Annotated in this window: 11 protein-coding genes and 1 tRNA gene; 8 read left to right on the top strand and 4 right to left on the bottom strand. The window is 43.7% G+C overall.

All coding sequences use genetic code 11. The annotated features are described in order from the left end of the window. Window positions 1-136: 136 nt before the first annotated feature. A complete protein-coding gene (locus ACFFAP_RS19385) occupies window positions 137-868 on the bottom strand; it encodes an MBL fold metallo-hydrolase (RefSeq protein ID WP_375512727.1) in 732 nt (243 codons plus the stop codon). A 295-nt stretch (window positions 869-1,163) separates the two neighbouring features. Between ACFFAP_RS19385 and ACFFAP_RS19380 the strand changes: the two genes are divergently transcribed. After that, a complete protein-coding gene (locus ACFFAP_RS19380; RefSeq protein WP_375512737.1) occupies window positions 1,164-2,684 on the top strand; it encodes a site-2 protease family protein in 1,521 nt (506 codons plus the stop codon). Window positions 2,685-2,843: 159 nt separating this feature from the next. Here the strand turns inward: ACFFAP_RS19380 and ACFFAP_RS19375 are convergent, their stop codons facing one another. The 3 genes from ACFFAP_RS19375 to ACFFAP_RS19365 form a co-directional block, all read right to left on the bottom strand. Beyond that, a complete protein-coding gene (locus ACFFAP_RS19375) occupies window positions 2,844-3,410 on the bottom strand; it encodes a phycobiliprotein lyase (RefSeq protein WP_375512726.1) in 567 nt (188 codons plus the stop codon). A 45-nt stretch (window positions 3,411-3,455) separates the two neighbouring features. Further along, the gene (locus ACFFAP_RS19370) at window positions 3,456-4,136 is read right to left on the bottom strand and encodes a HEAT repeat domain-containing protein (RefSeq protein ID WP_375512725.1); all 681 of its coding nucleotides are present in this window, start codon (window positions 4,134-4,136) and stop codon (window positions 3,456-3,458) included. A gap of 378 nt (window positions 4,137-4,514) precedes the next feature. Next, window positions 4,515-4,599 (bottom strand) — tRNA-Ser (locus ACFFAP_RS19365). Between the two features lie 106 nt (window positions 4,600-4,705). Between ACFFAP_RS19365 and ACFFAP_RS19360 the strand changes: the two genes are divergently transcribed. From ACFFAP_RS19360 to ACFFAP_RS19330, 7 genes are all read left to right on the top strand, one after another. Further along, the gene (locus ACFFAP_RS19360) at window positions 4,706-5,074 is read left to right on the top strand and encodes a 2Fe-2S iron-sulfur cluster-binding protein (RefSeq protein ID WP_375512724.1); all 369 of its coding nucleotides are present in this window, start codon (window positions 4,706-4,708) and stop codon (window positions 5,072-5,074) included. A 226-nt stretch (window positions 5,075-5,300) separates the two neighbouring features. Next, the gene (locus ACFFAP_RS19355) at window positions 5,301-5,870 is read left to right on the top strand and encodes a thermonuclease family protein (protein WP_375512736.1); all 570 of its coding nucleotides are present in this window, start codon (window positions 5,301-5,303) and stop codon (window positions 5,868-5,870) included. Window positions 5,871-6,015: 145 nt separating this feature from the next. Next, window positions 6,016-6,828, top strand: a complete 813-nt coding sequence (locus tag ACFFAP_RS19350; RefSeq protein WP_375512723.1) for an inositol monophosphatase family protein — start codon at window positions 6,016-6,018, stop codon at window positions 6,826-6,828. Window positions 6,829-6,902: 74 nt separating this feature from the next. Then, on the top strand, window positions 6,903-7,853 hold the full coding sequence (locus tag ACFFAP_RS19345; RefSeq protein WP_375512722.1) for a tetratricopeptide repeat protein: 951 nt from the start codon (window positions 6,903-6,905) through the stop codon (window positions 7,851-7,853). Next, window positions 7,853-9,064, top strand: coding sequence for an ATP phosphoribosyltransferase regulatory subunit (locus ACFFAP_RS19340; protein ID WP_375512721.1), 1,212 nt, complete (start codon window positions 7,853-7,855; stop codon window positions 9,062-9,064). The genes ACFFAP_RS19345 and ACFFAP_RS19340 overlap by 1 nt, the downstream gene beginning before the upstream one ends. A 212-nt stretch (window positions 9,065-9,276) precedes the next feature. After that, entirely contained in the window at window positions 9,277-9,501 is a 225-nt protein-coding gene (locus ACFFAP_RS19335; RefSeq protein WP_375512720.1) for an indolepyruvate ferredoxin oxidoreductase subunit alpha, read from the top strand. Window positions 9,502-9,663: 162 nt separating this feature from the next. Continuing rightward, window positions 9,664-10,392 (top strand): ABC transporter ATP-binding protein, encoded by a 729-nt coding sequence (locus ACFFAP_RS19330; RefSeq protein WP_375512719.1) that lies wholly within the window; start codon window positions 9,664-9,666, stop codon window positions 10,390-10,392. Window positions 10,393-11,348: the final 956 nt, after the last annotated feature.

Raw genomic sequence — 11,348 nt, 5'->3', positions numbered from 1 at the left:
GTTGAGCTTCTGAAGGTGGAAGTTGAGCTTCTGAAGGTGGAAGTTGAGCTTTTGAAGGTGAACGTTGAGCTTCTGAAGCTCAACTTTCAAGTTTTAACTCTCCAAGCCCCATGCCCCATATTCCATACTCCCTGCCTCAAAAAGGCTGTATCCGCAGCAAAGCTGGTAAATCTAGAGAAGCGAGGTGTTGATAAGCCTGATCTATAAATCGCTTGCCTCTGAGAAAGCCTGTATTAGCTCCCGGACAAATGTATCTAAGAGTTTCTAGTGTAAAATTTTCTAACAAGAATCGAAGGCTCTGAATTTGCCTGGGCCAGTGAAAGGTTTTGGCTGTCCGTAATGGTACTGGTTCACCCTGCTGGTTAGGGATTAAATGGCGACCAGAAAACAATATACCTCCAAGTTCACTGTAGTAGAGGCAAGATGAGCCGGGAGAATGACCTGGTGTCCAAATCACTTGTGTCGCTGCATCAAGTGTAAATTCCTGCCTGAAGGTAGTTAAGGTTAAACCTGGTAATAAATAAGCTTCTTGCTCTTGAATCAATACTTCGCTGCTAAAGATTTGCTGAAATTCAGCAGTCTTGCCAATCGCGCCTCGATGGGTGAGAAATAACCAACGCACGCCTCCATGCGATCGCAAAAAATCTTGATTTGTTTGCTCTAGAGCAGGGCAGTCTATGAGGATATTGCCTTCATTTCTTACAATAAGATAAGAGGTTCCCCCTAATGTGTCCCGATTGGGTGGAAAAGCAAAAATGCTCTCTTGTGCGAAGTCCGATTGCAGAGAACCTGTGCTAGGAAATTCGTTAGGAAAGACAGCCCGTGGTGGCTTAGTTGTATGACTTGGCACTTGAGGTAAAGGGCACATAATCAAAGAACCGAAAATGAGGAGTTATGGACAATCTGGTTACAGTGTGGAAATTCTCAAGATGAACTGGGGATTGGGGGTTGGGGACTAGGTACTGGGGAAGATTTGAATGGAGATTGGTACGCCAACCAAATCTTAAAAGAATTTCTTCCCCAATATCCAGTACCCAGTACCCAATACCCAGTCCCCTGTTAACCATTGTGAAAAAAAACTGGGATTTCAGGTCTGCCTTGTAGTTAATGCTATGGTGCTGAAGCTACTGGTGGGGCGTTTTGTCAAAATTACTGAAGATAACATGGCATTTTGGTTTCTGTTTATCCTCCTACTGGGGCTAGCTACTTATCTAATGGTGCAGCACAGCGTCGCTCAAATCACCCGGACGCCAGTATGGTTGTTGTGGCTGGTTTTAATGGCACCAGCATTACTGTTGAGTGGATGGACGCTGATGTATGGGCCGAAACAACCTCCGCCGCCAGCGTTGATTCTTTGGTCGATATTTGTCTCCACAGTGTTGTATTGGACATTGTTTCAATGGGGGCGTCGATCGCCAACAGATACACAGGCCCAAACTCAAGCCCAAGCCTCAGAATCACAGCCGACTATCCAGCCTATAGCAGAACCAATAGTGCGTCCCATTCAGCCAACCGAAGAAACTCAACTACGAAATTGTTTTCCTTGGTCTGTATACTACGTTCAAAATATTGAGTATCGACCACAAGCCGTGATTTGCCGTGGTCAGTTGCGAACTAAAGCTAGCAACGCCTACCAGCAGATTAAGACTAATATTGAAGCACAATTTGGCGATCGCTTCCTGCTGATCTTTCAAGAAGGTATGGATAGCAAGCCTTTCTTTGTGCTGGTTCCCAATACTCAAGCAGCTAAACAAACAAATACACCACGACGCGAACAGGAACGCTTAACTCGACCAGGATTAGCACTTTTACTACTAGTAGTTACTTTGTTAACTACTACCTTGGTGGGTGTGGAAATTGCTGGTGTTTCTCTGCCGCCTATATGGAAAATTGGCTCTTTGTTCAAAGTTCTATCTAACCCAGATGTTCTATTCAAGGGATTGCCATACGCTTTAGGGTTAATGACTATTTTGGGTATTCATGAACTTGGGCATTATTTGACAGCTAAATTTTACAAGATTCGCTCGACGTTGCCTTACTTTATTCCCATACCTTTCTTTTTGGGAACTTTTGGTGCATTTATTCAGATGCGTAGTCCCATTCCCAACCGTAAAGCTTTATTTGACATTAGTATCGCTGGGCCAATTGCAGGCTTTGTCGTGACTGTGCCATTACTAATATGGGGCTTGGCCCATTCTGATGTGGTTTCCATCACTGAAAAAACCCGACTTTTAAATCCTGATGCCCTTAATCCCAAGTATTCCATTTTACTAGCGGTACTCTCGAAGTTAGCCTTGGGTAGTCAGTTAACAGCAAAATCAGCCCTTGATTTGCATCCAGTTGCAGTAGCTGGTTTTTTGGGACTAATTGTTACAGCCTTAAATTTAATGCCTGTGGGACAGCTAGATGGAGGTCACATTGTTCATGCGATGTTTGGACAACGAACTGCGATGATTATTGGTCAAATTGCTCGCGTGTTGTTGCTATTACTGGCTTTAGTAAGAGAAGAATTTTTGGTGTGGGCGATTATCTTATTATTTATGCCATTGATTGATGAACCTGCACTGAATGATGTCACTGAATTGGATAACCAACGTGACGTTTGGGGATTACTGGCAATGGCGTTGTTGATTGTAATTATTTTGCCACTACCGCAGGCGATCGCTAACTTTTTGCAAATTTAAAAAGTTTCAACGCAGAGAGAAATATATCTAAACTTTTTACCCGCGATGGAATTAACTACAGCTTAATATTTCGTTATAGACATTAGTCCTAACGCACTGAAAAACGCACTAAAAATTTTGTCGGGTGTGTTATGCCGCAGGCTAACGCACCCGACAAAATTAACTCGATACTGAATTAGCCGCCTCGGAAGCCTTCGCAGCTGGTGGAAAACCACCCATGCGAATCTCAGAAGTAAAGGAAGCGATACTAAATCCACCAAAATTCTTGAGGATATTTACCCGCATTCGCAAATTGGGGCTAGCAAACCACAGGCGCTCCTCTAATGACATGGTTTCATCCTCTATAGTTAGGATTAAAGCACCATCACTGTCAAATTTATAGTGTCCGGCAACTGGAGTTTTATCGGCATCAACTATTTCCCGCAGTAACTTACCTTCAGCTGGATTATCTGCATCAGTTACAGAAACTAACACAGTTGAACCACTGTGTTTTGCTTGATCTTTTTCTATTGTGCCGTTCCAGGTAATTTTGGCAGCACAAGAGGCAAAACTAGGATTAATTTCGTACTGTTGACACAGTTTGCTCACTTTTGGATCATCTAGTGCCAACGTCTCAATGATGATGTCTGACTTGCTATCTTCAGATTGGTTAAAAGCCAAATGTTGACTAGTACGATGAGAAAACCATTTCCCAGCACTTAACTGAAAAAACTCTTCAATATTCATGAATAAAATTCCCACTTAATTATTAAAAGGTAGCAGGATTTAATATTAAGCTTGATTACCTATTTCCTCAAGCTTCTTCAGGCCAATCCTAGCTGCCTCAGCAACGTTGAAATGATTGTCTTTTTCCAAGTATTTTAAAGCTGAGACACTCTTGGGAGTAGGAAGATTTCCCAAAGCTTCTGCCAAACGCTGCCTCACTAACCAATCATCTGATTGGGCGAAGCGCAGGATCTGATCGACTGACTCAATGTCTTGAATTTCTCCCAGTGCAGAGATTGCAGCTTGTTGCAACACTACTTCTTTGCTATCCAATGCCTGAATGAGTATTTGATGAGCGCGGGGGTCTTTAATGTTACCTAAAGAAACGGCTGCACTAAAGCGTACTAGCCAATCAGTATCTTCATAAAATGCCCGTGAAAGTACCTCAAAGGCTCTGGCATCACCTAAATATCCTAAAGCACCAGCAGCATCCGCACGTATACCATAATCGGGGTCATTTTCGAGAATTTTGACCAAAATTGAATAACATTCTGGTGTCGGCTTGATTCCCAGAGCAAAAATTGCCATCGATCGCAGTTGCAAAGATTCGTCATCTAGTACCTTTTTAATCAAAGGAACTGCATCCTCAGCAGACACATGACGCAGATTGGCTAGGGCTACCATGCGATCGCGTAAATTCGGACTTTCTAACTGAGTAGAAATTTCTTGTAAGCTTAGAGCTGCCATTTAGTTCAAAGCGTTTTCTTTACTTATCTTAATTTACCTGATCTGTTCATCAGGCTGTCGCCATAGTGAAGTAGGAGTTTGGCCACTTTACAAAAAGGCTCAATTCTGAGTGAAAAATAAATAAATGTTACAAGAGGAGGCAGGTGGTCGCTGAGCGCAGTTCTTGCTGAAGGAAAGAAGTATTAATGAAAACTTTAGTTGTGTTTTAGTTTTTAGCCTTAACAGAACCATATTGGTTTGTACGATACCTTTTTTGGGGAACGCTAACACACTTTCAAAGCAATTTTAAGGATATATTTGGCAATATGCTGCTATTTATTTAACCTGACTATTTGTAGAAGTCTGGTTCAAACTATATATTTAGACTAGATTTGAGAACGGAGAGGGGGGGATTCGAACCCCCGTTAAGTTTCCCTAAACAGACTTTCCAGGTCTGCGCCTTAAACCACTCGGCCACCTCTCCAGGTGCCACAAGCTCCGATCATACTATAAAATCCCAGAAAATGCAAAGATAAAGAAAGATATTTTAGATTGAATCTGAAAGTCCCAATTCCAAAACGCAAATCCAGATGTCCCGTACATACACAATTAGAGTTCGCGATCGCGCCACTGGCAAAACCCACACCCTACAAGTCCCAGAAGACCGCTACATCCTGCACTCTGGCGAAAAACAAGGGATAGAACTGCCGTTTTCCTGCCGTAACGGGGCTTGCACCACTTGTGCAGTGAGAGTTTTATCGGGAGAAATTTACCAACCGGAGGCGATCGGATTGTCGCCACATTTACGTCAGCAAGGTTATGCCTTGTTGTGTGTGAGTTACCCCCGTTCTGACTTGGAGGTGGAGACACAAGACGAAGATGAAGTCTACGAACTCCAGTTTGGCCGGTATTTTGCTAGGGGGAAAATTAAGGCGGGTTTACCCTTAGATGAAGAATAAACAATTGAATAAGGCAGGAGGCAGGTGGTCGCCGAGCGCAGTGGAGGCGAGGCAGGTGGTCGCCGAGCGCAGTCGAGGTGAGGCAGGTGGTTTTGCTGATCAACCCCACCTGAGCGAGAGTCACTTGAAGAAGTGGGGGATTCAAACCCAAGCTACCTCTGGTCGCAGCACGAGGCAAAAGACATTATTCCTCCTGCCTCTTTTGTTCAAAATCACCGATCGCGCAATGGCGACCAGAGAAGAAGTTTTAATGCCTATGCGTCTTGGTGATTGGGTGCGAAAAATAGCTATTTTGGGTTGCTTATTGCTTTTAGTGAGTTGCCAAGGTAAAAACCAACTGCCAAAGAATGAGGCTCAGGTGAAAGTAGCGCGGGTAGTTAGTGGGCAAAGTTTGGAAGTGTTAGGCATGGCTGAACAACCAAATTTGATTTCTCAAGTGCGGTTAGTTGGTATTGATGCACCAGATTTACGACAGCGACCTTGGGGGGAAGCAGCAAAAGAACAGTTAGAGAATCTAATTGGTGGTGCAGAACAATCGGTAACACTGGAGTTTGATTTAGAAACAAAAGACAAAATCGGGCGAACTCTAGCTTATGTGTGGAAAAATAAGGTGTTGTTGAATGAAGAATTAGTGAAACAAGGGAATGCAATGTTTGTTGGGCGATCGCCTAACCACAAATATGACCAGCGTTTAGAACGTGCCCAACAATGGGCTAGACTCATGGGCCAAGGAATCTGGAACCCAGAAAAACCTATGCACCTCACTCCTGCTGAGTTTCGCCGTCAAAATCTTTGAAGAGTGGGGAGTGGGGAGTAGGGAGTGGAGGAGATGGGGAAGCAGGGGAAGCAGGGGGAGAATAACTAATGACTAATGACCAATGACCAATGACCAATGACTAATGACCAATGACCAATGACCAATGACCAATGACCAATGACTAATGACTAATCTACAAATTTTTCTAGATATTGCTACTGAAGCTGCCTTAGCTGCTGGTGTCGTTTTGCAAGGTTATTTAGGTAAATTAGAAGACGCAATTATTGAAAAAGGTCGCCCTGGTGATTTAGTCACTGCTGCTGATAAAGCTTCAGAAGAGGTGATTTTAGAAATTTTGCGCCGCCACTTTCCCGATCACTCTATCCTTGCTGAAGAATCAGGGAAATTAGGTAATCAAGAGAATGAATACCTTTGGGCAATAGATCCCCTAGATGGCACAACCAACTACGCTCATCAATACCCATTTTTTGCCGTTTCCATTGGACTGTTAATTAATGGCGTTCCGCAACTTGGCGTAATTTATGACCCTTTCCACAATGAGCTATTCCGTGCTGCTGCTAGGTTGGGAGCAACGCGTAACCGTCGCCCCATTAAGGTTTCGGCAACATCGGAACTGAGTAAAAGCTTACTAGTGACAGGATTTGCTTACGATCGCCGCGAAACCTCTGATAACAACTACGCAGAATTTAGTCACCTGACTCATCTTACTCAAGGAGTCAGACGTAGCGGTTCCGCATCGCTAGATTTGGCATACATTGCCTGTGGACGTGTCGATGGTTACTGGGAACGAGGGCTTTCTCCTTGGGATATTGCTGCCGGGATAATTTTGTTACAAGAGGCTGGGGGCAAAGTCACCGCCTACGATGGTACTCCCGTCAAAATTGAGTCAGGTAGAATTCTCGCCACAAATGGTTATATTCACGACTCCCTCAGTAGCGAACTTTTACAAGTTCCACCACTGTCAGCATGGGTTTAGCAGATAGGAGCTTTCCCCCCGACTTTGGGTAAACTAAAAAGAATCTAACTGCTGCTTTGGTGCAAAACCTCTATATGTCTTTGAAAATAGATCGTGGACTATTTAAATATGATTTCATAGATCATCACGCAGTTTTGTGCGTTCCAGTGGATGCGGATGTCAAAGAGATTCGCAAACGTTATCTCAAAATCGCCCGCCGTTTGCACCCGGACAGTAGTTTTACTGAAAGTGCTAGTCAAAAAGAGCTAGGGAACGAATTGTTATCAAAGCTGGTTAACCCAGCTTACGAAAAACTGTGTGGCGATCGCACTCGCACGGAATATATTTTAATTTTGTCGCAAATTGGCAAGCGCCTGATACAAGAATCTACTTCGGTGACTCTCAACACCGAATTGGCTAGACAGTTAGCCCAAACGCCTAATCTCGATCATTTCTATAGAAGTGCGATCGCTAAAATCGGCGAAACCCAATATGATTCTTTAGAGCAAGCGCTGCAAGTCATTGCCCAACTTAGTGAGTTGAATTTAGTATATTTAATGCGGAGTGCAAGCAAACCATCCGCAGCGCCGCACTCACCTGCTCAACCCAAAGTCGAATCAGGTACGCCTCAGTCAAATACACCAAAAAATACACCACCTGCGCCAGGAAAAGAAGACTTGATTGTAGAACAGTATGTTCGTCGCGCTCAATCTTTGATTGACAAAAACCAATTCACCCAAGCCAAAGTAGAGTTGCAAGAGGCCCTAAAGCTAGAACCTAAAAATAGTCGCTGCCATAGCTTAATTGCAATGGTGTATTTGAAGCAAAATCAGCTAAAAATGGCAAAAATCCACTTCGACAATGCTCTCAAATTAGACCCCAATGACGAAAAGGCTCTGCAATGGAAACCTAAAATAGATAAAGCTCTAGGACAACAATCTAGTGATCATAAGGTGACTTCATCCGCCAATAATGGAGATAAGCAACCAGATAAATCTGGTAGTGGTGGTTTGTTCGGTGGTTTGTTTGGTGGGAAGAAAAAATAATGGTGTATCAACCAGCAGCAGGAGCCAGGGATTTATTGCCCTTGGATGTGGAGAAAAAACGCTGGATTGAAGATAGATTACAGCAGGTGTTTCACCGTTGGGGATATCACAGGATTATCACCTCGACTTTAGAACGCATGGATACTCTGATGGCGGGGGAAGCAATCCAGCGCCAGATGGTGATTCAACTACAAAATGGCGAAGATGATGAATTAGGGCTACGTCCAGAATTAACAGCATCCATTGCTCGCACGGTTGTCACTCGTATGGCAAATGCAACTTATCCGCAACGGTTGTACTACAACGCTAATGTGTTTCGCCGCACTTGGGAAAGTAGGCATAATCGCCAGCAAGAGTTTTATCAAGCTGGGGTGGAATTATTAGGTGCTGGCGGATTGTTGGCGAATGCAGAAGTACTGCTGTTAGTAGCAGATTGTTTAACAGCACTAGGGTTGCGGGAATGGCATTTAATTTTAGGTGAAGCGGGAATTACCCGATCGCTCCTGAGTGCTTTTCCTGCTAATTTACAGGATAAAGTTCGCAGTGCGATCGCTCATCTTGACCGCATTACTATAGATACTTTACCCCTAAGTGACAAACTACGCGATCGCGCCCGAACCATGCTGGATTTGCGTGGGCCCAGTGCAGACGTGTTGCAAAAAGTTAGTAGTTTGGATCTAGACGAAGAACAGCGACAGGCAGTGAATAACCTCAAATCCCTAGTAGAATTACTGGAATCAGAGAAAAAATTTCCCTTAATCCTCGACCTCAGCCTCATCCAGACCATAGACTACTACACGGGTATCGTCTTTGAAGTTGTCAACGATACCGAATCTCAAGCCAGAGTTTTAGGGCGCGGTGGTCGCTACGACCAGCTTTTAGGGCTATATAATCCCCAAGGAGAAAACATTCCCGGAATTGGTTTTGGACTAAATATCGAAGATTTATACCAAGTTCTGTTGTTTACTCAGCAATTACCACAAGCGACTCCAGCAAGTGACTGGTTGGTAGTACCAGAGACGGCTAGTGCTAACGCCTTTGCCTTTGCTTACGCACAAAAACTCAGAGATTCTACTGATTTGGTGCGGGTAGAAATTGATTTGGGAGGAAGGGATGCAGACGCTATTCGCCAATATGCAAGCGATCGCGGCATTGCCCAAATTGCTTGGATTAAAGCTGATGGCTCCCCAAAAATTGAGCCATTGCGTTAGTGGGCATTGGGCATCCCTTCGCCTCCTTTCGACTTACTTCGACTACGGTTCCATGTCCGCAAGTCGAGATGCTCAGTACAAGTCGCTTAAAGCAAGTGGGCATTGAAAAGAGGCAGAGGGGAAAATTTTTCTCCCTTGCTCTGTGCCCCCTGCCTCCCTCACTCCCCTGCTAGGCTAGAAATAGCCGATACAGAAAAGAGGGAATCAAGAACATGCCGCACACAATTGTTACAGAAGTCTGTGAAGGCGTAGCTGACTGCGTAGATGCCTGTCCAGTAGCTTGTATTCATGATGGCCCAGGCAAAAATGCCAAGGGAACTGATTGGTACTGGATTGACTTTGCCACTTGCATCGACTGTGGAATATGTCTCCAAGTTTGCCCAGTAGAAGGGGCGATTCTTCCAGAAGAACGACCGGAGTTGCAAAAAGCTCCCTAATAGTCCATAGTCAACAGTCAATAGCTATTTTTAACTTGACTGTTGACCAATGACAAACGACAAATACTTCTCTACCAGAGGCTGCGCCCTAAGCGTAGCTATGCCGCAGGTTTTACGGCAACTCTTGGAGACGCACTCGCGTTCGCTCAGTACAAATGACAAATGACAAATGATTATTTACTAGATGTCCAAAATGTCCACGCTGGATACATCAAAGATGTAGATATCCTGCAAGGTGTAAATTTCCGGGTTGCACCAGGTGAATTGGTAACTGTAATTGGCCCCAACGGTGCCGGTAAATCTACTTTAGCAAAAGCAATTTTTGGACTTTTGATCCCCCACACAGGGACAATTACCTTTAAAGGTGAAAATCTCGTGGGGCTAAAGTCCAATGAAATAGTTCAGCGAGGAATGTGCTACGTACCGCAAATCGCCAATGTTTTCCCCTCCCTTAGCGTTGAAGAGAACTTGGAGATGGGTGCTTTTGTGCTTAACGTTCCCCTGAAACCAATTAAAGATAAAATATTTACTATGTTCCCCAGACTGAACGATCGCCGTCGTCAACGCGCTGGTACTCTCTCTGGAGGAGAACGCCAGATGCTAGCGATGGGCAAAGCTTTGATGTTGGAACCTAGTTTGCTGATTTTGGATGAACCATCTGCTGCTTTGTCGCCGATTTTGGTGACACAAGTGTTTGAGCAGATTAAACAAATTAATCAGGCGGGTACTGCGATCGTATTAGTGGAACAAAATGCCCGTAAAGCTTTAGAGATGGCTAATCGCGGCTATGTACTGGAGTCAGGACGCGATGCTATCTCAGGCCCAGGTCAAGAACTGTTGAATGATCCTAAAGTGGGTGAGCTATATCTGGGAGCAGGTAAAAGACATTAATCCGGATTTTTCACTCTTCTTGCCCCCATTCAACATAAGACCACTTTAATAAGGAAACTTCACCAGGCGATAGCGATGTCTAAGGCGGGCTGCACCTACGCTATCTATAGACTAATACAAAAGCTATAACAATTCCTGCCACTGCCGCGACCGTCGTTTTCGATGCTCAAAGAATTCTCCCCAATAATCCTTGCGTTTCTAATCACATCTACAGCGAGTAGAAAGATAAAACAGGACATTCATTCAGGAAAAAATGACCAAAACGTAAATTACCCAAATCTGCCAGAATCCCCATTAACAATTCGCAATTCGTAATTACGTAATAGATGGGTATTTAGACACCAAGCAGAAGGTTTTAAAGTATACAAGTGTCTTAATCTAACTAGTTTCTTAATTACGAATTACCTTAACGAGTCCGCCAGCGTCATTACGAATTACGAATTAATAATTATGTTGAGTGCTTTTGGCAATTTGGCATCCAAAATTTTTCTATTGCAGTTTTAATTGAGATATCAACAGGGTTACAGGGAGATTGAGAAAATTCTACAAGGGATAATTCCCGTCTCAAAATCCCACCCAATGGCCAGTTGTTGGCGCTTATCCTCTCCGAACCACCCGAAAGTGGACGCAGCGCAAGCGTCACCGCTTCACCACAACTGGCTAGAAATCAAACAGAAAACACATAGTACAAATGGACTTGTATCAATTTCCATCTCACTCAATAAAGCTTTAACATCTTTATCCTTTTTTAGAGAAACAAAAGATTTAATTTTGACGTTGATTATCCAATCATGTAATTTATTAATTACAGTAATAAATTCCATAGAAAAGTCATTTATATTAAAAAATTCATCTGCCACGCTGTGTCAGACTAGCATTGGCCAGATAGTAGAGGTATTGCATAATCCCTAGAGCATAATTGAGATTTTCAAAAAAATAATCTCTAAATCTAAAGA

Origin of the sequence: uncultured Nostoc sp., assembly GCF_964245575.1 — a bacterium.
Classification (GTDB): domain Bacteria; phylum Cyanobacteriota; class Cyanobacteriia; order Cyanobacteriales; family Nostocaceae; genus Nostoc.
The sequence above is the reverse complement of the archived record's forward strand: the minus strand, read 5'-3'. Positions and strand labels throughout refer to the sequence as shown.

Excerpts from the sequence above, each read along its gene's own strand:
- ACFFAP_RS19385 (WP_375512727.1), bottom strand. The coding sequence starts at position 868 with ATGTGCCCTTTACCTCAAGTGCCAAGTCATACAACTAAGCCACCACGG.
- ACFFAP_RS19380 (WP_375512737.1), top strand. The coding sequence starts at position 1,164 with ATGGCATTTTGGTTTCTGTTTATCCTCCTACTGGGGCTAGCTACTTAT.
- ACFFAP_RS19375 (WP_375512726.1), bottom strand. The coding sequence starts at position 3,410 with ATGAATATTGAAGAGTTTTTTCAGTTAAGTGCTGGGAAATGGTTTTCT.
- ACFFAP_RS19370 (WP_375512725.1), bottom strand. The coding sequence starts at position 4,136 with ATGGCAGCTCTAAGCTTACAAGAAATTTCTACTCAGTTAGAAAGTCCG.
- ACFFAP_RS19360 (WP_375512724.1), top strand. The coding sequence starts at position 4,706 with ATGTCCCGTACATACACAATTAGAGTTCGCGATCGCGCCACTGGCAAA.
- ACFFAP_RS19355 (WP_375512736.1), top strand. The coding sequence starts at position 5,301 with ATGGCGACCAGAGAAGAAGTTTTAATGCCTATGCGTCTTGGTGATTGG.
- ACFFAP_RS19350 (WP_375512723.1), top strand. The coding sequence starts at position 6,016 with ATGACTAATCTACAAATTTTTCTAGATATTGCTACTGAAGCTGCCTTA.
- ACFFAP_RS19345 (WP_375512722.1), top strand. The coding sequence starts at position 6,903 with ATGTCTTTGAAAATAGATCGTGGACTATTTAAATATGATTTCATAGAT.
- ACFFAP_RS19340 (WP_375512721.1), top strand. The coding sequence starts at position 7,853 with ATGGTGTATCAACCAGCAGCAGGAGCCAGGGATTTATTGCCCTTGGAT.
- ACFFAP_RS19335 (WP_375512720.1), top strand. The coding sequence starts at position 9,277 with ATGCCGCACACAATTGTTACAGAAGTCTGTGAAGGCGTAGCTGACTGC.
- ACFFAP_RS19330 (WP_375512719.1), top strand. The coding sequence starts at position 9,664 with ATGACAAATGATTATTTACTAGATGTCCAAAATGTCCACGCTGGATAC.